We start from the raw sequence: 23,097 nt of genomic DNA, 5'->3' as shown, positions 1-23,097 counted from the left end.
AAAGCGAACAGCATGAAATAAAATGGCATGGAACTCTACATTATCCGAGCAGAGGCACTGGTATACCCATAACAACAGATAAGAGAGCCCACGCCTAGGTCGTGAGCTTCAAGCCTATCATCTCGTTGTTATTTGAAAATTACCAGTTTTCTGCTTCGAGATTCTAAGCAATAGCTTCTAATATTTCGTTGAAGTATCGCAAAGTTACATTATCTGTAACTTATCTTACAAATATAATAAAAAAAACAATAGACGACATATATATCTTCATGAAAAGTATTTAAAAGATCAAAATTTACTACATGTATAAATGGCAGGTAGAAGATTTAAAGTTTCAAATTGGTAAGTTAATTCAAGTCTATAGATTAAGGAGAGAATTATCCCAATTCCAATTAGGATTGGAATTAAATATTTCTAAAGATCATGTAGGTAGAATTGAGAGGGGATTGACAAATCCAACAATTGAAAATATTGTAAAACTTAGCAACTTTTTAGACATTGATTTATTATCTCTTTTTACAAAATTGAATGCAAAAGAATTGCAAAAAATAGAATTTGAAATTGACTATTTACAAAAAGAGTTTAAAAATAAAAATAAGAGAAAATCCTGACGAGAGTCAAGATTTTCTCTTATTAAATTGATTTTAAAAACTGCTTAAAGAAATAATATATTTGGATAATTTAATCAGAAGATTCAAGAAAAAATTAAAATGAAAAGAACTTATGTCTTTAAATAACTTTTATTTACACCAATTTGTTAATATTTACTTTTAATGATGGTGGTTAAATCTTTTCTTACACCATATTATAAGCAATTTGCTATTGTACTTTTATAGGAGCTGATTTAATGCTGTGCTGAGTCATATCTAAATATTTCTAATAAAATGAGCTCATATTCACGATGCCTCCTACTTACATATTTATTCAGTAATTTTAAACATTAATGTGTCTATTCCGAGAATCCCTCATCAGCAGCCTGTTTTAATAATCTTAATGCATTTTTCGATTGTTTAACTGTTAGAGTATTTTTTCTATTTGCAAGAACACCAAGATTATAAGATAGTTTTCTATCAAAAGGGGTAAATTTACTATATTCTTTTGCCCATTTAGCAAGAGCGAACCATGTTTCACTTTTCACATTACTCGCCTCCTGTATTATTTTCAATTCTAAATGGGAAAGTTCTTGACCAATTAAATCATTCTCAATATACGAATCTAATTTTTTTATTTCCTCATTTATAATACTAGTGTCAATAAACTTATCTTTAAGTGTTAGCCAACATTCTGGTTTTTTACACCATTCTCCAATATTCATACCTACTTTTAAAGGATTATTCAAATGATCCCAAACAATAGTAATCATCTGTTCAATTATATTATTTAGGGTTTCATTTATACCTTGATTTTCCCATATCGTATCAAGATTTAATTTTTTGTTGGTTTTAAAGGATAACCAGGAGAAAATATATGATACCATATTTGCTTTGTATCCGCCAAGATTTTTCTTGGCTACTATCCTATCAATTTCCTTAAACAAAATTGCCTTTGCTATAAGCCTTTGATAATACTTTTTGCTAATTTCATTTTTTTGGCTTGCAAGCTCTTTAGTAAAGAGTTTAAAATTATTTTCAGCACCTTTTCCTACATCGTAAGGTCGCTGTAACCAACTCATTTCATATTTTGCTAAATCTGTTTTTATAAATTTTTGTTTTTTAGGATATTCACGATCGAATATTTTTGCTTCTTTAACGGTCTTTTTGGATCTCTCATCAAGATACTGTCCTCTGGTTCTCTCATAAAACCATTTGTTCGTTGCCTTACCTCCTGTCTTTGTTGGCATCCATTCTGTTCTAGAAAAATTTTCGATTGCAATATGATATTTGTTATTAGAGCTGAAGTCAGAATCTTTAATAATTGTTTGTGTATTTGCAAAACGCGAAATTTTCGCAACAATAGCTCCCACTTCATCCTGTTGTCGAACAACTGAAATTTTCATTTGTACGAATACTTTCGACAAATCAATATCCTTCTCTGTTGATGTGGCGAAAATTGACGCAGTTGTTTGACCTCCATTCACAACTTGCCAATTCTCAATCTTTGTAATATAAGGTATATTATCTTCAAATTCGACTTCAACCTTCTCGGCTGTTGTTGAAATACCATTATTATATGCAAAAAACATATCTGGCTCTTTACGGATAGTTTCTCGTATCCCCTGATTCACTCGTGCTCTAAATTGTAAAAATGTTCTAACGTTTTTCTCTAAAAGTCCTTGTCTATATTTTTCATAAACAGAAGCTAAAATTCTTCCTGGAATGATAGCGATATATGCATCTACTTTTTCACTTACCTTTTCCATATGCAAACATTTTAGTTTATGGTTAAAATCATTCAAAAAGTCTATTTCAATTTTTTGTTTGCCAGCACGTATAAGGTATTGTTGATAAACCCTTTCCATATCCCATAATTGGAAATCTATGTAGACACCGTTTTGTTCTAATGCCTCCGGAATAATCTCAGCTGAAGCTTCTCCATTTGTAAGAACAAAAATTCTTGCATTTTTCACTTCGTTTTTCGATTGTTCAATTATTTGAACCAGATCAAATACATTTATATCGGATTCATCAATTTTTGCAGAAAGTTTACCATCCCTAGCTTGCCAAAAAAAATTTTCGGCCTTATTAAATGCATCCAAAACATCCCTATCAGAAACTTTAGTCAATCTTGGCTCCCCTTTAAAAATGGTTACAAATAAGTCAATCGATGCATTTTCTTCGTCGTAATTCCATGCATTTATTTTTATGCCTCTTACTTTATAGTGACACAATTCATGTGCAATTACTTCCCCTGAATCGATTGCATACTCAAGTATATCATTAGTGATAGCATCTTCCTGCGAAATTTTGTCTTCTTCAACAGTAATTAAAGCACTTTCTAAAAAATCTATTCCAAATTCTGACAGATTCATAATCTTACTATATATAATTTAAAATGTCTGTTGTTATTTCAAAAGGAGCACAGGCAGCAACGACAATGGAATATTGCAAGTCCCCAACTCCATCAGGTAAGTTTTTTTGAAGTAACCTAGGAAACCCTTCTTTCACATCAAAAAATTTAGTTTCAGAAATGGAAAATCCAACAGTGTATTTGTCCGCAAGGGTTTCATTATATCCATATTTCAAAAGTTTTATATAAAACTGAAACGTTGCAACTGGATCACATTGAATTTGCGTACGGATTTCATGTATCAATGCAGGTAATGTGCAGTTTGGCAAATTGCTATGAAGATTCACTGAAAACAATGAAAGATAAAGATAATCGACCCCTGTGTTATCAAGCTGTTTTTCAGAAGCTATACTAAATTTCTTATGCTGTTTACCCGAAGTAGTTTTTATTTCAACAACTTTTTTCATTAATTGAAAATCATGAGTAGTTTTATCTGAACCTGTCCAATATAAAACCGATTCAGCAAAAGAATACTTCTTAAAAAGATAATCTTTTAGGAAATGCAGTTCACCAAAAAGCCCTTTCTGTGCAGAAATAGAAAGAATTTTTTTTTCATGTTTTTCAAAAAATATTCTCCATTCTAATAGTGCTTTTATTAATGTGCCAGAAAGATTATTTTTATTCTGTAACTGAATGACCTTATCACATAAATCTGAAATAACCAACTCAAAAATATTATCAGTGTTAGGTATCGACTGAGTTAATTTTAGAAAAACTGCATTGGAAAATTCACCAAGATTTTGAACAATTTTAGAGATGTCAAGTCCTCTAAACTTTGGCAAAGAATCAATTAAAATATCTTGATCGCTATCAAGCTTAATATATAATATACGAATATATCTTCTAAAATCAGTTGCCAAAAAAGAACTAAATAAACCTTCTGAAGGAATTCTCCTTGCAATCTGAGATTGCATAGGATTATTTTTGGATTCATTATTAATTGACTCCCAAATTTCTTTATAGTTAATCATAATTTGCCAGTTCTAACTCTTCATATACACTGTTTATATCGTAGGTTGATTGTTTAAGATTATGATTATTTGGCCAACTAATTGCAAATCCAAATGGCATCTTGTCAAGAGATAATAATTCAACAGGATCTTCACTAGTTTCTCTGTAATTTTCAATAAGTAAAGGATATATAGTAATAAGCGGCCTGTTTAATCGTGGTAATAATGCTCTCAAGTCTTTACTAGTAGCTGTTGTTTCTATCTCAAAATCTATTTTTTCATCTTCAGGACTGACTAATCTTTGAATAAACAATCTATTATTAATAAACTCTTCTTTAATCGATCTTGTAAAAGGTTTAATATCTAATCCTGCAATCTGCACTAAATCTTCCTGTGTATTTCTTATAAGTGATGCCAAAGCTACATTCCAGATGTCAAGAATATCATTTGGACTATCATCTTCTTTTTGTTTCTCAATAAATTCAATTATTCTTTTTGTACTAGATGCTGGCGCTCCTCTGTATGAAATATATGCATCCAAAAATGAAATAACTATTTCCTTTGGAACTCCAGTCCATAAATAAGTGTTTTCTTTTTGTGCTATTGGAAATGGACTTAATGCTTGAATAAAATCTTCGACAGCATTAGAATTGTTTACTAATATTGATCTGTCACCAGAAAGAGAAGATGTTTCTGTAAGTTTTCCTTTATATGTCAATGGTAAAGTTGTAGTATGTCTCATTTTCATTGCATTTGTTGCCATCATATCAGGATGAGATAAAACTCGTAAACCAAATTCCATCGGAGTAGATTTTTGACGACTCATTTCCATAAATTCCTTTCGTAAAATTTCAAATGCAGTTGAAATATGCCTATACCAACTAAACAAATCATCAGTTGTGTAAATTCTGCACAGGTCTTCAAATCCGGTTCTATATCCAAACCATCTTCCCATTTGCATCAAAGTATCATATAATGTACTTGCTCTTGTAAAATAACTAATTGTCAAACCTTCCAAAGTTAATCCTCTCGATAGTTTATCTCCGCCGATCGCAATAACACTCAGTCCAGACCCTTCTCTGTTTTTGTAATCAAGAATATCTCCTGCTGTTCCATTTATAATATGTGGTCTTCTTTCCATTTTTAAAACAGCGGGTTTTAAATTAGCTCTTACTTCATCCCAATTATGTAATACCCGCTCCATTTGGGTTGTTATTCTTATATAATCTCTTTCAAATAAAATTTTGAATTCTTGAATTATATCATTGTCATCATTAGCAATACCTTCTCTCAGACGATTAAACTCATCCTCAACAAATCTTCCTACAGCATTTTGTATATCATTAAATCTTGTACAATGTATTAACATCGTATTATGTTTATTACCCTGTCCTCTTAATCTTCTGATTGCAGAACTTATTATGAAACATTTGATTGCCTCTTTCATTGATTCAGGTATATGGTCAGGTACATCTGTAGCACGATGACGCAATGGAAGGAAATCAGAATTGGTCATTGAAGCATCATCAACAGTTATATGAATTGGCAACCCATGTTCTGTTTCACTTTCATTTAAGCCAAAAACTTGAACAGGACCAAAATAATTAGATGGTGCTTCCATTGAAATAATAAAAGACGATGGAAACAAATCTTTACCATACAATGAATGCTCATTATCATGATGCATAAAAATATTTGCAAAAGGAGTGGCTGTATATCCAACATAAGCCTTCTGATTAAAAATATTTAAGAGCTGTCTTATATTTCTATTGATTGATGTTGGATCAAGCTCCCCTGTGTCGTTTGCAGAAGCTCTTGTATTAGGTGTTGCCTGATCTGCTTCATCATCTATTAAAAGTAACGGAAGATTATTTAATATTGATTCACCTTCTGAATTCTGTAAAACGTATTCATCACTAAGTGTATCTAAGCTCTCACGAAAATATCTTATAAGATTTCCTAATACTGAAACATTTTTCTTTACAATAAGAATCATTGGTCTGTCAGATCCGGGTTGAACTCCTCCAACCTGTTGAGCAAAGCTTCTTGAAAAATCACCACTGTCATTTTGAGTAGTAAAGGTATCTACATTAATGTATCCTTCACCTGGTAAAGTTGTAACACCAATTCTTTTTACCTGTGCCTGATCACTTGTATCTCTGCCAATTACTTCTTCATCAATTCGCATCTGGGTCTGACTTCTTAAATTTTTATGCATTCCACTAAGAACAATTATCACTTTATATCCTGAATCAATTGCTTTATTAATTAAGCCGGTAAAGTTTGCAGTTTTTCCTGATTGAACATATCCAACCACCAAACCTCTTCTATCAAATGCTCTATCTTTTATTGTTGGATCTTCTAACCTCTCTATGATATCATCAGTAATTTCATCAAGTCGATCTACTGTTGGTACAGGCCATTGCCTTATATTTAGGAGGTATTTTCTATAACGTTTCCAAAATTTAAAATCAATCTTATCTGTTGCTACTTTATCTCGATACCAAGGAATATGCCCCGAATCATCTGTGAGTGTGTGATATTCTCCAGCTTCAACACCTTGATTTATATTTACTTCATATTGTAATTCCGAAATCAAAAAGTCTCTGATTTCCTCTTTAGAACTGAAAGTAATTGATGGATGATCAACACTTTTAACATCCAATGGCTTTAAAACATTTGACACTGCCATATCCATTGCATCTTCATAAGACATTGAATCTTTGAAAAGCTCATAGTTATCCTTAACAATACTTTTAATAAAATTGTAGGGTCTGCTCATTTTTAATTCATTTTAATTGTTGAAAGCACTCGATACTGTTTACTTTTTCAGTTGCTTCTTTTTCTGAGAAGCCAGCATTGATAAGTGCTGACAAAGTATTTTCATATATTAGTTTTAGTTCTTTTTTTGAATCTTCAAAGAAGTCTTTCATTACAATTGAATGATCAGAAAAATCTGATACTATAAAACTGATCGGCAATGATTCGCCAACTAATTTCATATAATCATAAAAAATATATGCCTCTTCTTCAAGATTGTCTGCAATCAGATTGTAAATCGGATGCTCTTTATTTATTTCATAAAATCTTTTACCCTTTTTTTGTCTAGCCTTCCATAAATAGACAATTTCTTTTTTGAGTTCTGTACGTCTGAGATATGCCCCTCTATGGGTATAGACCTTTACTGCTTTTTCTATAGAAATAATACATATTGTCTTAATTCTTTTGCGAATGACATCCGGGATTTTAGCAGAAGCTTTTTTTACATCAATTTGCCATTCAGAATCAAGAGTGTTTGGTATGTCGATTCTGATTCTACACAGACGCTGATTTTCTTTTTTCTTAAAACCAAGGTCAAGCCAGGTTCCATCTGCTATAAGACGTTTATTTCTGTAGAGATAAATTCCTTGGTGTTCTATCCATCCTTTTGTAATCTCAAGATTATTTCTTTCAACATTAGAAAGTTTTGATTCATGTGGAAGTATAAATGGCTGTATACATATATTCTGTTGCTTTATTGAAAGTTGCTCTTCCGCAAGTTCTACTGAAGGATACTCATTAGAAATATAAAATGGATTAATAGCTTGTAACTCTTCATCGAAAATAAAAATTCTGATTTTTTTCTCTTCAATAAAACGATGAAATACCAGACCCAAATGCTTACGAACATTCACAAATTTTCTGTAAAAATGTTCTTTATCTGATTTTAATTCCTCGGACTCAACTAGTCTGTCAAGTTTTTCCCAAAGTACTATTGTTCCCGAACCAATATCTGGAAATTTACCAAGAAGCTGTTCAGAGTTTTTATCTGCACAGTTCCGAAGCAATATCCAGTCTTTTTTTTCTTTTACAATATCCAAATCCCAACATCGAATAAATTCATTTTTTGATTTATTCCTTGTTTTTACAGTAAGTCGTTTACATTGAGAGAATGATGCGGTTTTTAGCCCCAAGCCAAATCGTCCTAAATCATTATTGTTTCTATTATCAAGAGGATTAAAACTGCCCATTTTCATTGCATTAAGCAATTCTTTTTCATTCATCCCCTTTCCATTATCTTCAATTTTTATATATGAAGAATAGCGATCAATTCCAAAAGTAATTTTTATCTCCTTTGCTCCGGCTGTAATACTATTGTCAATTAAATCTGCCAGAGCTGTTTCAACAGAATACCCAAAAGATCTTGCTGACTGAAGCAAGCTTTCAGGCTGCGGTCTTACAATATCATATTGTTGATTCTGTTTTTTCATTTAGTTTTTTTTATTAGCTTTTTTAAGTCGGAAGCATAAAGAAGTCCAAAATTTTTGTCCAATACTTTATGACAATTGCTGCAAACAATTACTGAATCTTTTATTTCCGTCGAGTCCAATGTAGGTTCATTTTTAAGCTCAAAATGTACTTCCATCAAGTCATCTCCTACTTCTCCATAAAAAGATTGTGAATCAAAACCACAAACTTCACAATTAAGTTTATTTGTAGTAGCCAATGCCATCTCTTTTTTTATTTTCATAAATAATGGATCTGTTTCCCTGTTTTTATGAAAATCAAAAAAAAACTCAGATTTATATTTTACTTCAGATTGTATTTTGGATTTTGGTTTTAGATAAACCTGCCGAATAATGTCTGCCTCATTTTTAAGCTTTTCTCTATGCTTATAAAATTCATTCCATATATCTTTATCCATTTCCCCCCCCATCTTCATACCCTTACCTTTGAAATTTCCATCTAATCTTTTAAAATTTGCTAATTTGAGGGAAACACTATTAATACTTCTAAAAGTATTAATATTTGCAATATTTTTATGTAAATCCAACGCTCTTAAATCTTCACTTAACTTTATAATCGCCGGATTACTACCATGCATTTGGCCATAATCCATTTTAAAATATAAGTCTAAGCAAAGTATAAGTTCTTCTCTATTAAAGTTGGGATTCTTTTTCATCTTTCTTGAATTTTTAGATGCACAAATAAATAGTGAAGAAGAGCATAGCCTGTATTTACACTTAGGGCATTTCCTGCCTGCTTATAAAGTTGATGTTCGCTAACTCCAGCAGCTATAGCTTTATTATAGAATGTTTCATTAAATCCTTGCAGCAGTAAAGCCTCTTTTGGAGTTAATCTTCGAACTGGTTTTTTAAAAAGAATTTCTTTTGAAGTATTTTTATGAGATTCCCCATTGATAATAAAATCATCAGAATAATAATTATCTTGACAAGCTCTATGCATTTTCATCATTGTTGCTGTCAGTGTTCTTGCTATTTCAAGATCTATTTGTGATTTACTTTTAAAATTTTTAGAACCATCAGCAAGAATAGTATGTTTAATTTTTTCTGAAAGATAATATTTTTTATCAACAGATTTTTCCAGTATATCTAAGACATTATTATAGGTTTTAAGAGAATGCTTTTTTATATTTTTAAAATTCTCAATAATTGCGTCTTCGGTTAAATCAATGTCAATTTTTCTTGTACTACAAACAAAAAAAATCCTAGCTCTTTTTTGTGGTAATCCAAAATTCTGAGTGTTGAGGACTACGTAATTTACATAGTTATATTTATGTTCTTTAAAATATTCAAGAATCTGATTTAATGTTTTACCTTTATCATGATTAATAATATTTCTTACATTTTCTAATACAATGAATTCTGGTTTTTTTGTTGTCAAAAGTTTATCAATACTAAACAAAATTCTTCCTCTTTCATCTTCAAGTCCTAGTTTTTTACCTAACAGACTGAATGATTGACATGGAAATCCGCCAAGTAATAATTCAAAATCTTTAAGCTGTTTAAGTTTTTCCTTATCTTCAACAAATTCTATGATATCATTCATTCGCATTTCTCCATTCAGATTGTAATTACTATTATATGTAGAAACCGCAAATTTATCAATCTCAGAAAATCCAACACATTTCAGTTTTATATCAGTATCGCTCGAAATACTTTCTGCTGCACTTCTAAAGCCTCCTATGCCTGAAAACAATTCTGCATATTTCATAAATAATATTCTTTTATTTCTTTAGCAATCATTTCCGCAAGTTTTACTGGTACAGCATTACCTATTTGTTGATACCAAGCATTCAAAGAACCTCTAAAAACGTAATCATCTGGAAAAGTTTGAATCCTTGCAGCCTCTCTTGGGCTTAACCCGCGAGCTTGTATCGGATGAATATACATGTGACAATCATATTTCATATGAGAAGTTATTGTTTTACAAACTTCATTTTGCTTTAGCTTATAATATTTATCTTTAAAAATGTGATTACGGTTATTATAATTGCTTAATTTTTGAACACTTGGGTGAAGTGAATTTTCGCCTTCTGGTAAGGTTCTGAATATTTCCAGATCGTTCTCATTATTATATCTTGATTTATGATTAAAAACATAATCAATTTCTTTATTTCCGTTTATTTCTTTCAAAAACTCATTTTGTTCTGTTTTTAACTTCCTTATTTTGTAGCCATGAATATTACTTTCATAATCAACTCTAAGCTTATATGGATTGGTTAATATTTCAGGAAGGCCAAAAAGAGCATCGATAAGCTTATATTTACTAGTGCCTTTTTTTTTGTTGTAAATTGTTTGTTTTACTTGCTCAATAAACATAAAATCTTTTCCGCCAATAAGAATATACCTTTTTCTGCTCTGTGGAATATCAAAATTTTGAGAATCTAATTCGAGAGGAATGAAAAAGAATTCCTCATTAGTTTCTTTCTGAATATCTTCTTCAATCTGTTTTTCAACCTTCATCATACCTCTTACATTTTCCATGATGAAAAAATCAGGTTGAATCAAACCTAATAATTTTACAAAGTACTTATAAAGTACATTTCTTTCGTCCTCGATAAAACGTTTCTTTTGAGTTGATTCCTCGACTTCAAAATTCCACCTGTTTGCGTTCGAAAATCCTTGACAAGGGGGCCCTCCACAGATAATTTTTACATTTTTAAAAAGATGTTTATATTCAGAAAAATTTTCAACCAATACTTTTATATCCCCATTATAAAAATTATCAAGAGGGAGAGTGTGATTAAAATAATAAGTTTCTAACGCTTCAGTTTTATTATCATTAACAAATGTGGGATAAAACCCAGCATTGATTAACCCTTGACTTAATCCTCCTGCACCACTGAAAAAATCCGCAAATAACAATCCTTCAGGTTTTTGCCTTGTTTCTGGTAAATATTTTTTTAATAATGGATGATTTAATCCTTTATTTTGTCTAATTGTAAAATAAATATTATTTAATCTGGTAAATAACTCTTCACCTAATTTTTCTTTATATTCAATTGGAATATTGAGTTGGTCCGTTGCTATTATTTTTATTTTTTCATTTTCTAAAACAGATGCAAGTTCATCTGCCATCTGTCTCCCTTTACCTTTGAAAAATTTCAAATGAAAATTATAATAAAATTCAAGCATCAGTTTGTTATTTGTTTTAAAAGTTTTTGCATTCTTATCTCGCTTTTTATTTCACATTCCCAAATTATAATGACATTCCATCCATCTTTTTTTAACACTGCAATATTTTTGTTATCGTTTGAGATATTTGTATTTATTTTATTAAGCCAAAAATGAGTTCTAGTTTTTGGAATTACAAATTTTTTACATCCGCCATGACCGTGCCAAAAACAACCATGAACAAAAATAACAGCATTATATTTACGTAAAACAATATCAGGTTTGCCCAACAATTTTTTGTCATGCAGTCTGTAACGGAATCCATTTGCAAACAAAAATTTTCTAACCAGAATTTCGGGTTTAGTATTTTTTCCTTTAATCTGGCTCATATTATAACTTCTCGTCTCTTTGCTATGTCTGTCCATCTATGCAAAAATACAAAATATAATGTAGGCAAATAATTCAAAATATTTGGATTGTATAACATTAACAATGTAGAAAATACTGTATAAATATGGTACTTATACAAAAAGAAAATTTGATTTTATTTTTCATGAATATTAGTTTTCTTGGTTATTGCAATTTACATTTTTTAAATTGAAAATTATATTAAAATTATTGAACAAATATACAAACATTATCAAACAGTAATCGATCTGTAAGGTGTATTCAAAGTCAATTATATTTTAACGTTCTTTCAGATCGCAAATTAAATAATTTACCGGTAATCTGCTTACGGAAAACCATAAATCTCAAGTTTATTTAAATTTGCCGATTTGCTTCTTTCGATCCAACTATTGTGTTTATATTTTATAGTTATCTTGCATTGTCTTAAATTTCCCTTTTAAATTTTAAAATAAAGTTATCATTTACAACCGTAAACATGTCATTGTCTGAAAACGATTTACCTTTATAATTAAAAATACCTTGTATTTTTTCAATCTTTAGTGATGGTAGATTATCAATGTTTTTAACCAAAAAGATCTCATAATTATTTTTTAAACGCTCGCCGGCATATACTTCTGTGGGAGTAATATGAAACGAATCATCCCAACCAACAACTTTTACTTCCACAAAACGTTTATGTTTTGCGCCTTTTGGAATATATTCTATATCGTATCCCCAGCCATCTTTACCATCTAAATTGATTCCACACTTTTTTGCATAATCAGATACCCAATTTACATTTGACTTATCTTCGCTTAATTTAAGTAAGTGCTTATAAACCAAATATTCGCCTAAAAATCCAATTTCTTCCTTTGGTTTTTTATTGCTTACTCGTTTTGGAGGATTCTTTTCCGAAGAATTTCTCTTTCCTTGAGAAATATCTTTCTTTGATATTTTGATATTTTCAAGTTTAACATGACTTAAGGCATCATCGCTAACCAGATGATCAAGTTGTGATCTTAGATCAAAAAAATCATCATAGAACAATTGATTATTACCAAAATTTACTTTAAAAGATTTTGAAGAATTAGGGTTAGGAGTATCTGAACCATTTTGATTCCGTCCCAACCATCCCAGTAAAACTTCTTCTATGTTTGAAAATTCATCATCAAACAACAGCAATGATTGCATTTGAGAATTATCTAAAAACTGATTAAAAAGTTTATGATCTAAGTTTTCAAAATTTAGAAACTTCCACAAGTTGTTCTTATTTTCAAAATGCAGCTTATTGAAGTCAATAGTAATGTATAAATCATTTAAATCGATATCAAATCTATCTTTTACAGCAGTCTTTAAATCCTGTAATATATCAAAATTTACATCACTTGTATTTTCGAATTTCAGACTATGATATTCATCACTTAATTTAAGAAAGTCTTTCTTATCCAAGAATCCGATTCTACATTTTTCATATAATAAACTTTTAAAAGAATCCGAATAATCTGAAATTGTTTTTTTTAATTCAATTTCATATAATAAATCAAGATCAATTGAAGGATAATGATATTTATTAAATTGTTCTAAAGTAATTCCCAAATCTTTAAATAAATTTACAATAATCAATAAACTATCCTCATCATTGTAATCCAGATAATTTATTAAATCTATAGATGTTTTGATTATTGAACTATGATTTGAAAACTTTGTCAAAAGCGAAGCTAAAATTTCATTATCAGTATTATCTTTTAGTGATAATTTTTTCCCTTTAAAACACCTAAGAAATGAAGTCCAAAAATCTATTTTCGGATTGCTTGTAATTCCTAATTTTTTCCGAGCATCTTTTAATTTTTCAAGCTTATCATCATCAAGTTCTGATCTTAAGAGTTCATCACGCACAGACGCACTTTTTGAAAACAGTTCTCTAATCTGAAGACGCGGAGCATCCACATCAATGATTGCTGAAAATATTTCTGCTATTGCAGAACAAAAATGAATGTCATCTTTTAAATCTACAATTTCGTCAAAATGAGTAGGAGTTTTTAAATATATCATATTTCGTTTTCTGATATATAAATATTCAAAATCATTCAATTCAAATATTTTCGAATGCTCCCCTTTATTTGATGCTGCTTTTAGTTGGGAGACAAGCTGAAACTTTGTACTCTTTATAATATTTTTTTCATTGCCATTATCCTGTTCTTTTCTTAATACATAAACATATGGCTTAAAACTTTCGATTTCTTGCTCAAATTTTAGAGAGAGCGGATGAACTAAAGGGTTTCCAATTGTACTAAATTCAAGATTATCTAATGCCTTTATCCCAAAGATTTTACGGATCTTGTCCTTACCACGCCTCCGTTCAATATCTATGGTGTTAAACTGTCTTATAACAGCTTCTCCATACCGTCTGTCATTCACATAAAAAACTTCTTCAACAGAGTGAAAGTTACCATCTTTACAATATACTTTTCCTGTTTTAATGTACGTATCCCTTTCTGTATTCTGTAGTTTGGTGAGTGAAATATCATCATAATTAACTGCTATCTGATTATAGATAGTTTTCGCCTTTTTTTCAATTTCATGAATCTCAGGGAGCTTATTCAAAATTGAATAAATTAGAGCAGGTGGTAATGTACTCATAGATTTATGAACACCAACTTGAGAAAGAATATAATCTACCTTATCCTTTTCAACTTTCAATTTTTTTAATTTATCATAATCAATATTAGGTTTTTCAATCAGTCCTTTAAAATCTTCATTAATATAAGCCGCAGTCATGCATCTGGAAGGTTCGGCTTTAGTTTGGCTTTCGGTAAGCAACCAGCTAAAATATCCTAATTTCCACTTTAAATAAGACTTCATTCTTTTACCATTAATTTGACGGTAATTTCTAGTGTTATAGAAATTAAAGTATATTAAACTGGAATCTACCTCAATATCTTTCTCTAAAAGAGACAGCATCTCTGGATCTTTATCAATCCAATTGATTATAGATTCAGTTGTATTGTTTTTTAAAATACCCTCTAAGTCATCTACTGATTGAACATATATTGGTCCATAGCCCCCTGTTAATTCCTCTTTAAATTCATTATAACCACCCTTAAAGCTATAATTTCCGATATCATATCTGTAATTGAAATTCATCATCACATAGTCAGCATAGTCCTGTTTTGCCGTGACTTGTAATTTTCTTGGGAGGTTTGCAACACCTAGCCACTCAAGATACCTTTTCCAATCTGAGATTTCAGTAGCATCGATCTCATAAACTTTCATAGCCGCAACAATTTTATCTTTTTTATAATGATAAAGATCTTCAGCCAGAAAATTGTCATAATCCTTTCCAAAATAAAATTCTTTTGAATCTAATACACTTAATTTCTTACTTATGAGTTTTATTGTTGATCCTTTCCAAAATTTATCATGTTCAGAACTCGACTTATAAAGACTGAAAATAACGTGATGCATTTTCTTGATTTCTTCTATTTGTAAGTTCTGTTTAGCTGAATAGAAAGAAATAATCGATTCAACAACTTCATTAAAATTAAATTCCTTAATATTATATTTTTCAAGCTGAAAAGTCAGATTTTTGTAGTCATGGGAATTGTAGCAAATTAACAGTTGTTGAGCCAACTCATCATCCATGATCTTAACACCTATTTCTTCGGGAACAGCGTAGCTTATTCCATTAGTAGGTAAAAATATAGGCGAATCGAAGGTTAATAAATTGTTGAATTTATCATAAAAAAGACCATCTGTTTTCTGTAAATCAATATTGCTATCTACATATTCTTCTATTGCCTTAATTAATCGTGCATATTCAGAAACGGCTATATTTTTTCCGCTTTTTGCAACACTTTTAATAATTTCGTCAATATCGTATGTGCTGTGCTCTAATTTGTCAAGAAGACCAATAATAAATTCATCATCACTAGGCAAAAGAAGATAATTATATTCGTGAGGATCTAAATATTGAGAAAAAACACTTTCCTTGTAGAAAGCTGGTGGAGTTTCGTCTTCGTCCCATCTTATATATTCATTATTAATCGTAGGAAAAACTCTTTTATCTTTCAAGGAATCTAATACACTTGTCTTAAAAGACAACTCTTTAATGAGATTATTGAGATTGCTAAAATCAACATTAGTTATTTGTAATGGTAAATAACTAACAGGATCAGAATTCTTATCTGCAATAATTTGTGCAACTTCTGAAATTAAATTGGCTGCTTCTTTAAAAAGAAACGCATTATAACCTTTTCCTTTGATTAATTCATTACGATTGCTACTTAACTCAAAAGTACCATGCAAAATTCCAGGGAAACTGAAAGCTACTTCAGTCTTAAAATAAGAATGAAGAACTTTTTTTGCTCCTTGAAGATCATCCTTCCAAGCGATAGCAAGTTCATAATTTTTTTTACTTCCAGTTATTGGTTGATGATTTCCTTTCTTAGTAAAAATATTCCATTCATTTTTTAAATGATCCGTTCCTACCGCGATTCTTTTTAAAATAAAATCATCATTAATACTTTCCTCCGATATGATTTCTTTAGTTATTAATTCATCTATGTTAGGTGTTTTAATTTTAATCTCATTCAAGTTATTTAAAAACAGTAAAATTTCCGGGTCTACATTTTTGGACAATTGCTCTTCAATTACCTCTAATGTAGGCTTCACTTGACCATCAACCACAATACTATCCTTTAAATCAAGAATAATTGCAGTATCATAGCCTTCTAAATCTGGAATTAAATCAATTTTTTCTATGATTTCCGGACATCTGAAAATTGAAATAGCATCTTCCATTCTTGAATATGTCTGCCATATAAGTTCTTTTATTGAAGAATTAATTTCAATTAACTCATCGAGGATATTTTTACTATTGATATTTGAAAAACTTATTTTTAGATCACCACTCAAAATTGAAACCTTTTCAGCCCATGATAATGTGGTTCTAAAACCTAATCCTTTATTGCCGATCTGGTTCTTTTGATTGAACTTTGAACTGAGATGGCTGTGAAATATAGACATAAGTCCTTCATTCGAAAAAACCTTGCCAGTATTTGCAATAATAAGTTGATTACCTACCAGATGAATAAAAACTTTTGGATCAAAAGTACTTTCGGCAGCATCATCAGCATTTTGAAGGAGTTCAAGTAATTCTCTTCCCTCATATTCATAAGTTGTACTTTTTTCTAATTGATAATGCTCAAGCATAAAGTGTGGATCATCGGCATAGAGTTTTTTTATAGTATTCAGTTGGCGAATTGCCAATGATTGTATATTTTCTTTTGTTATCATTTTATGGGAATATAGATTGTCTCATTAAATATCGGAATGAATGGCAGAGTTTACCATCAATAATTAGAAAATGAAATTAATAAGTTTTCTATTAGCTGAGTTATTAGTTTTGTTTATATTTAACACTAATTCCAAATTTATTAAAAATAATTATTAATAATTGCGGAAAGCCGTATTCATCCTTTAACTTCCCTTATTATCAGCATTATTGTTATATTAAATTCATTCAATGAAAGAATATCCTCATATATTTTATCCTAAGCACACTCCTTTGGAACAAAAAATGATACCAACCAAAAACTCCAAAACAGGTTTTAGTGAAAGTTTCTTTGAAAAAAAGTTCTTAAGTTATTTTAAAAATTATGTCTACAAAAATGTAATAATAGATGATGGCAAAACACACCCATATTATCCTGACTATGTGCTGCATATTCCAGAATATAGTCTCTATATAGATATTGAAATCGATGAACCTTACACTTTAAGAGGAAATATTCCAATTCATACAAATGATCAAGAGAAGGATGAAGTTAGAAATCAGTACTTTTTAAATAAAGGATGGGGAATCATAAGGTTTGCTGAAGTGCAGGTTGTTAAATTTCCTCAACTTTGCTGTAAAGTTATTTCTGAGTATGTAAGAAACGTAACAGGAGATCAAATCTGGTTAGAAGGGTTTCATGAATTTGAAGATTTGGAGATTGTTAGAGCATGGTCAAGTGATGATTCACAATTAATGGCTTCAGATTTTTTCAGACAAAAATACTTTAATCTCTTAAAAACTATAAAACAAGCCAAACCTTCTATTAACATTTTGGCCGATGGAATTTATTTAAATAATGAGATCCGAGCTACCCTTAGGTCTCTTGAAAATGATAATACAATTAAATCATTCAACAAAAGTGTAAGAAGTTCTTTATTTCTTAGACTTTTAAGTGATTTCTTCATACATTTTAAAGCAATGGATAGGACGAATGGAAAAATTTTTGTTGAACTTACAATTTTCATTTCTAATTATCATAGTATTGAAAGTTTTTCATTTGATTCAGAAATAGTAAAAGTTGATAATTACTTGATTAATATTTACTATGTACGTACACATGATTTAATATGTTTTTCAATCTATGATAGCATAATAGATGACAACTTAAAGCAGGTTATTTTAATCGCTGATGATCCAGCTTATCCTCCATTATTAGAAAGTTTAACAGATACAGAATTTATTTTGGTTAGAAATTATCATGATACCACCATGTCTCCATATATGAAATATTTATCAATTAATAGCCTTATTGAAAATTCTCTTCAGATAAAGTATAAGTGACAAGCTAATAAATTATCAGCATTCAACTCTGAGGGCAATTAGAAAAATAGGAAATTACATAATGACTGTAAAGGATATCATAAAATTTTTGCTACAGCAAAACCAATTAGCAGAGCCACAATCACAGCAATAATAATCTTGGAATAATCCCCTTTGCTTTGCTGAACTTCTGTAGTAAGTCTGGAATTTTCTTTCTGTAAAGATTCCATACCTGCTTTCAAAGATGCTGTTTTCTCATTAATAACAGATTGCAAATTCTTTTCGTACAGTACGGATATTTCTTTTTTATAATTATCCATCTCCAGCTGTCTTTGTTTTTGCTGTTCAGTGAAATTTTTCTGTGTATCAATAAGTTGCTTAGAAGAAATCTCCTGTAGTTTTTGAAATTCTTCCGTTTTTTTAGCAAGTTGCTCGGACAATGTTTTCACTTGCTCAGTAAATTGCTTGCTAACATCTTTTTTAACCTCATCAATAAGCAACGCTCTCGAATTGGACTTTTCATGTAATAGCTTCTCTACAATAGCATGTAGACCTGCACCGTAATCATGAGGCAAATGAAAACGTTTATCAGCGAGTTTATCCAAAAGGGTTTCATCTACTGTATGTCCAATAGCCGTTACCGACACTGCCGGTAAATTAATAAAGAGTTTTGATAATGTAATATCATTAAAGGTCTCCATGCTTTGGCGATCCCCTCCTCCTCTGACTAACGCAATAATATCATACTCAGATTTAGAGACTTCCTTCAGTTTTTCTGCAATGGATGTCGAAGAGGTAATGCTGCAGGTATATTCAGAAACCTGAATATATTTCTGCGAAACATCAAGTCCTTCAGCAAAGTCTCTTTGAACAATCGCATTATTTCCATAAATATTCGCAATTCTGATAGGTTCTTCTTTTAGTATTTTATTTCTGATTACCGTTTCCAGATCCGTTGATCCTTTTTTCAGTTTTTCCTGTATAAGTTCATACCGCTGTAACTCTTCTTCCGAGATCGCTCTCTCTTCCTGTTGTATAATTTCATCTACCACAAACCTTAACTCAACAGAAGAGTTTTTTATACTTTTTTCAATATACCCACGTAAAGTATACACATCATTATTAACAATCTTTGTTCTTAATAATGCTGAAATTCTAACTCCTATTGAAATGTTATCCGATTCCGAAAATAAATTATCGTAATAGTAATTACCATATGCCTTACCTCCACCATATGCATATCTACCTTTTAGGTAAATAAGATTAATAGTTGCATTAATTTTTAGTGCGTTACTAAATAAACCAAGTACTGATGAAGGAGAATAGATTTGATAAACGGAATCTGTATGTAACATTATTATTTAATAAAAATAATCAATTAAGATAGTAAAGATATCATTTTTGATTTAATCCCAGTATTCTTTACTCTACCATAGTTAATAATACATTGAGAGTTTTAATGATAAAATTTAATACTGATAATTATGTTCAATTGAGTAACTTAGAGCAAACTTAAAAACCATAAAAACTAATCATGAAAAATTTAATTTTATTACTATTGTGCCTTTTTGGAAATCTTCTATTCGCACAAACAACAGAATCTTCACCTACCACTTATCCACTTAAATCAATGATATCTATTATTAATAATAGCTTAAGTCGTGCGAGTGCCGATTTAGAAGGCAGGAAAATTGAGATTAAGAATGCCGAGATTGCTTTATCAACTACTTATGATGCTAAAGGAGGAGGTGAATTTAAATTATTTGTCAAAGCAACAAAAAAATGGCAACTTGAAAAAGCCACCACTGTTAAATTTAATTATGCAAAAACTTCGTTAGCAAATTTAAAATCAGGTTCAAAAAAAAATGGAATACAGAGTTTTGAAAATAATTTAACAAAAGCTATTGTCAAAGCTGCAACTCAATGGATTGATACCAAGGATGTAATTACCGGATTGGAAAAAAATGAATTTTCAGTTGAAATTTCATTTATGATAAAAAATATTACTGCATTAGGAGTAGAATTTGAAATCTGGGGTGTAGGCGCTGATATTGGTAGCGAATATGAAAATTCTGCAGTTCATACTGTTACGTTGACATTCAAATAATTAATGTACATCATAACTATCCGGTTAATGCATACCAAATAGTTTTTTTCAAAATCATTTAAATTTGTATTTTTACAATAAATGCTATTTTCTGACAAAATTATTTCTAATCAATTCAAGGATGCTAATCTGCGGTCCTCTCAAGTTAAAAAAAGTAAAGCGAAATGTTTAAAGTACAAATATTAGACTACAAATCATTAGGAGATAGAGAGTGGATTCTTTGCAAAGGAAACCTAGAAGAATATCTTGAAAGTTTGAAAGAAGGATTTTATAACTTTTCGATACAAAGAAAAATTGTAAAAAATCAATATCTTGATAGTTTAGTAACTACAATAAAAGAAAAAGATCCAATTCCGCCGATAACCCTCACTTACAGTCACGAATTGATAACGTCAAAAGTTGGTGACGAAATTAAAGTGGATATGGAAAAAATCGAGATTTTGGATGGACTTCAAAGAACGTTCAGGCTTTGGGCTCATAATAAATTAGTTAAAGAATATGAAGCAGACAAAGATGTAGATCCTATTACGTTCGCAAAATATATCAAAGAGAAGTATCCTATTTTCTTTGACAGTGGAATTGTTTCTTTAGCAAAGATTAAGAAATTATTTAATGATAAAGAATTTGATAAGATTCGAGATGCTTTTTACAGTTTTGATGTTTACTTTATTCTTTGGGTAAACCTTACACCTAAAAAAGTTATTCATAAGATGTTAGTTTTAAACGCTGGACAGCGAAGTGTAAGTACAACACATCAATATGAATTACTTTTTTTATACTTATGGGAAGATCTGCAAGCTCAACAGTTAGGAATTCGCCTATTCAGAGAAAAAGATGCAGATGCAACAAAAATAAAATCAGGTGACAGAATGGCTGGTGACTATATGTTTACCTCAATAATAATAGGATTACGTTCATTTTTGGAGAAAAAAGCTCTTCGTGTTTCCTTGGATGATTTAGATATTGAGGAACTAAGTCAAGATCAATCTACCGATAATATAAACGAAGAAATATTTAGTAGTGATTTTATTAAATCATTCTTAGAGAATTTGAAATATCTCGACGAAGCTATACTTCAAAAAGAAGGAGAGACTGAAGGAAATAAATGGTTTGTAAAAGATACTACCATAACAGGAATATTAGCAGGTTTGGGAAGCTATGCCAAAGTAGATGAAAAAATGCCAATAGATGATTTATCGAGACTAACAGAAGCAAGTTTTGAAGAGCTTATGGAGAAAGTCGATAAGATTGGATATGATCTAAATGGCTTTACTGCTCAATATAATCTCATGTCAAGCCGATCAGTGAATATCGGTAGCTTTATTAGAAAAATGATCATGAATTATACCATAGAGCTACTCGAAGGTAAAAAGCCTTCTTGGGAAATGATTTTTAATGCATAATCTAAAAAAACAAAAAGTTCTATGAACGGTAGAGAAATACTAAAGAATCTGTACAAAATAATCCATTCGCATTATGGATTGAATATAGCTGATTTTAATCCTCAAGTAGATAACGATCTGATTTCAAATGATCAAATAATTGATACATTAAAAAATGACCCTTTAATTATTGCAGTACCGAGAATTTATGAATTGCTTGATTCTTTTAAAGAAGCAAAAATTGGTTCAGACTATCTGGATAATCAATTTATTTCACTCACAGCAATAGAATTAATTAATTTTGCACAACCGGATTTTCTTAAAAGAAATAGAGCATTTAGTTATGCGGATAGTGAATTTGGTTATTTAGCACTAAAGAAATTGGTTGAAATTACCCCTTTATCATTAATTGACAATATCCCTTCTGCATATCGTACTCTTGTCGATTATCTATCAACCGCAATAAATAATACTGATACCACCAAAGCAATTGGTCTATTAATTCTAATTGAAAATTCTGATGATCTTCATGGAATTTTGGTTCGAAAGATTGCGGCACCAAACAGTAATTTAAGTATTTATGGCTATCTTTATTATAAAGAGCTTTTACAAGGTGGAAAAATTAAACTTGCTCCTGTCCTGGATTATTCATTGTTACATGGTGCAAACGCTGCTTTAGTTCATACTACTAATTATCAACAATATTTTGAACTTTTTGATATTATCAATGAGTTAAATCACGCTAGTGATGTTATCACAAGGTTTCTTAAACTTTATCATATTATTGAATATTTGGCATACAGACGTGAGTTAGTTGAACTGGAGGATAAGGCGCGAAATAATAGAACTTTTATTAGAGAGATACATAGCCTAACGGGCAAAGGTGATTCCAGTAATAAAGAACTCCAATTACTGAAACGTAATTTTGAGAAAATATTTTCCGCAGAAATTGCCTCAGGAAATTTTAATTTTGCTCCACTAAGTGCAACTGAAAGTACATTTATTAGAAAGTATTGGGGAATGAATGGATTTAACAACAATGAACCATCACATATTGCAACTCTTATTTATCGAATAAGAAACAGCATCGTACACAACAAAGAAAGTGAGTTTCATATCACAACATCTAATCCGGATGAATATAGTGATGTTATACATTTGATAAAAAGAATGATACAAATCTTAGAAAGACAAATTTTTGATAAAATATCAGTTGATGCTCCGGAAATAAGCTATCAGAGCCAATATATTGAACTTTATTAATTATTTCTAT

The 23,097-nt window shown here is 30.2% G+C and carries 15 protein-coding genes; 5 read left to right on the top strand and 10 right to left on the bottom strand.

From position 1 onward, the window contains the following. Positions 1–302 precede the first annotated feature (302 nt). The gene (locus tag FB551_RS03650) at positions 303–611 is read left to right on the top strand and encodes a helix-turn-helix domain-containing protein (protein ID WP_142015150.1); all 309 of its coding nucleotides are present in this window, start codon (positions 303–305) and stop codon (positions 609–611) included. A gap of 338 nt (positions 612–949) precedes the next feature. Here the strand turns inward: FB551_RS03650 and FB551_RS03645 are convergent, their stop codons facing one another. The 9 genes from FB551_RS03645 to FB551_RS03605 all read right to left on the bottom strand — a co-directional run bounded on the left by FB551_RS03645 (position 950) and on the right by FB551_RS03605 (position 17,035). Beyond that, positions 950–2,968, bottom strand: a complete 2,019-nt coding sequence (locus FB551_RS03645) for an AIPR family protein (protein ID WP_142015147.1) — start codon at positions 2,966–2,968, stop codon at positions 950–952. Between the two features lie 7 nt (positions 2,969–2,975). Then, a complete protein-coding gene (locus FB551_RS03640) occupies positions 2,976–3,977 on the bottom strand; it encodes a PD-(D/E)XK motif protein (protein ID WP_142015145.1) in 1,002 nt (333 codons plus the stop codon). Next, positions 3,970–6,738 carry a Z1 domain-containing protein gene (locus FB551_RS03635; protein ID WP_142015142.1) on the bottom strand — a complete coding sequence of 923 codons (2,769 nt, stop codon included), beginning with the start codon at positions 6,736–6,738 and terminating at the stop codon, positions 3,970–3,972. Before FB551_RS03635 ends, FB551_RS03640 begins: the two co-directional genes overlap by 8 nt. A 7-nt stretch (positions 6,739–6,745) precedes the next feature. Continuing rightward, the gene (locus tag FB551_RS03630) at positions 6,746–8,206 is read right to left on the bottom strand and encodes an ATP-binding protein (protein ID WP_142015139.1); all 1,461 of its coding nucleotides are present in this window, start codon (positions 8,204–8,206) and stop codon (positions 6,746–6,748) included. Then, on the bottom strand, positions 8,203–8,898 hold the full coding sequence (locus FB551_RS03625) for a hypothetical protein (protein WP_142015137.1): 696 nt from the start codon (positions 8,896–8,898) through the stop codon (positions 8,203–8,205). The genes FB551_RS03630 and FB551_RS03625 overlap by 4 nt, the downstream gene beginning before the upstream one ends. Further along, positions 8,895–9,950 (bottom strand): DNA cytosine methyltransferase, encoded by a 1,056-nt coding sequence (locus FB551_RS03620; RefSeq protein WP_142015134.1) that lies wholly within the window; start codon positions 9,948–9,950, stop codon positions 8,895–8,897. Before FB551_RS03620 ends, FB551_RS03625 begins: the two co-directional genes overlap by 4 nt. After that, positions 9,947–11,317, bottom strand: coding sequence for a DNA cytosine methyltransferase (locus tag FB551_RS03615; RefSeq protein WP_167497819.1), 1,371 nt, complete (start codon positions 11,315–11,317; stop codon positions 9,947–9,949). Before FB551_RS03615 ends, FB551_RS03620 begins: the two co-directional genes overlap by 4 nt. Before the next feature lie 56 nt (positions 11,318–11,373). After that, a complete protein-coding gene (locus FB551_RS03610) occupies positions 11,374–11,778 on the bottom strand; it encodes a very short patch repair endonuclease (protein WP_142015129.1) in 405 nt (134 codons plus the stop codon). 406 nt (positions 11,779–12,184) lie between these two features. Continuing rightward, positions 12,185–17,035, bottom strand: a complete 4,851-nt coding sequence (locus tag FB551_RS03605; protein WP_142015126.1) for a sacsin N-terminal ATP-binding-like domain-containing protein — start codon at positions 17,033–17,035, stop codon at positions 12,185–12,187. Between the two features lie 229 nt (positions 17,036–17,264). Here FB551_RS03605 and FB551_RS03600 point away from each other — a divergent pair, with 229 nt between their 5' ends. Next, a complete protein-coding gene (locus FB551_RS03600; protein WP_142015124.1) occupies positions 17,265–18,356 on the top strand; it encodes a hypothetical protein in 1,092 nt (363 codons plus the stop codon). A gap of 77 nt (positions 18,357–18,433) precedes the next feature. On the opposite strand, the gene FB551_RS03595 is transcribed toward FB551_RS03600, so the two are convergent. Then, a complete protein-coding gene (locus FB551_RS03595) occupies positions 18,434–19,690 on the bottom strand; it encodes an exodeoxyribonuclease VII large subunit (RefSeq protein WP_142015121.1) in 1,257 nt (418 codons plus the stop codon). 179 nt (positions 19,691–19,869) lie between these two features. Here FB551_RS03595 and FB551_RS03590 point away from each other — a divergent pair, with 179 nt between their 5' ends. From FB551_RS03590 to FB551_RS03580, 3 genes are all read left to right on the top strand, one after another. Next, entirely contained in the window at positions 19,870–20,442 is a 573-nt protein-coding gene (locus FB551_RS03590) for a hypothetical protein (RefSeq protein WP_142015118.1), read from the top strand. A gap of 164 nt (positions 20,443–20,606) precedes the next feature. Further along, positions 20,607–21,845 (top strand): hypothetical protein, encoded by a 1,239-nt coding sequence (locus tag FB551_RS03585; protein ID WP_142015115.1) that lies wholly within the window; start codon positions 20,607–20,609, stop codon positions 21,843–21,845. A 21-nt stretch (positions 21,846–21,866) separates the two neighbouring features. Beyond that, on the top strand, positions 21,867–23,087 hold the full coding sequence (locus FB551_RS03580) for a hypothetical protein (protein WP_142015113.1): 1,221 nt from the start codon (positions 21,867–21,869) through the stop codon (positions 23,085–23,087). Positions 23,088–23,097: the final 10 nt, after the last annotated feature.

The organism is Chryseobacterium aquifrigidense (assembly GCF_006716485.1).
GTDB lineage: Bacteria > Bacteroidota > Bacteroidia > Flavobacteriales > Weeksellaceae > Chryseobacterium > Chryseobacterium vietnamense.
The sequence above is the reverse complement of the archived record's forward strand: the minus strand, read 5'-3'. Positions and strand labels throughout refer to the sequence as shown.

What these genes read in the sequence shown, in the direction of transcription:
- FB551_RS03650 (WP_142015150.1), top strand. Translation starts at nt 303, where the DNA reads ATGTATAAATGGCAGGTAGAAGATTTAAAGTTTCAAATTGGTAAGTTA.
- FB551_RS03645 (WP_142015147.1), bottom strand. Translation starts at nt 2,968, where the DNA reads ATGAATCTGTCAGAATTTGGAATAGATTTTTTAGAAAGTGCTTTAATT.
- FB551_RS03640 (WP_142015145.1), bottom strand. Translation starts at nt 3,977, where the DNA reads ATGATTAACTATAAAGAAATTTGGGAGTCAATTAATAATGAATCCAAA.
- FB551_RS03635 (WP_142015142.1), bottom strand. Translation starts at nt 6,738, where the DNA reads ATGAGCAGACCCTACAATTTTATTAAAAGTATTGTTAAGGATAACTAT.
- FB551_RS03630 (WP_142015139.1), bottom strand. Translation starts at nt 8,206, where the DNA reads ATGAAAAAACAGAATCAACAATATGATATTGTAAGACCGCAGCCTGAA.
- FB551_RS03625 (WP_142015137.1), bottom strand. Translation starts at nt 8,898, where the DNA reads ATGAAAAAGAATCCCAACTTTAATAGAGAAGAACTTATACTTTGCTTA.
- FB551_RS03620 (WP_142015134.1), bottom strand. Translation starts at nt 9,950, where the DNA reads ATGAAATATGCAGAATTGTTTTCAGGCATAGGAGGCTTTAGAAGTGCA.
- FB551_RS03615 (WP_167497819.1), bottom strand. Translation starts at nt 11,317, where the DNA reads ATGGCAGATGAACTTGCATCTGTTTTAGAAAATGAAAAAATAAAAATA.
- FB551_RS03610 (WP_142015129.1), bottom strand. Translation starts at nt 11,778, where the DNA reads ATGGACAGACATAGCAAAGAGACGAGAAGTTATAATATGAGCCAGATT.
- FB551_RS03605 (WP_142015126.1), bottom strand. Translation starts at nt 17,035, where the DNA reads ATGATAACAAAAGAAAATATACAATCATTGGCAATTCGCCAACTGAAT.
- FB551_RS03600 (WP_142015124.1), top strand. Translation starts at nt 17,265, where the DNA reads ATGAAAGAATATCCTCATATATTTTATCCTAAGCACACTCCTTTGGAA.
- FB551_RS03595 (WP_142015121.1), bottom strand. Translation starts at nt 19,690, where the DNA reads ATGTTACATACAGATTCCGTTTATCAAATCTATTCTCCTTCATCAGTA.
- FB551_RS03590 (WP_142015118.1), top strand. Translation starts at nt 19,870, where the DNA reads ATGAAAAATTTAATTTTATTACTATTGTGCCTTTTTGGAAATCTTCTA.
- FB551_RS03585 (WP_142015115.1), top strand. Translation starts at nt 20,607, where the DNA reads ATGTTTAAAGTACAAATATTAGACTACAAATCATTAGGAGATAGAGAG.
- FB551_RS03580 (WP_142015113.1), top strand. Translation starts at nt 21,867, where the DNA reads ATGAACGGTAGAGAAATACTAAAGAATCTGTACAAAATAATCCATTCG.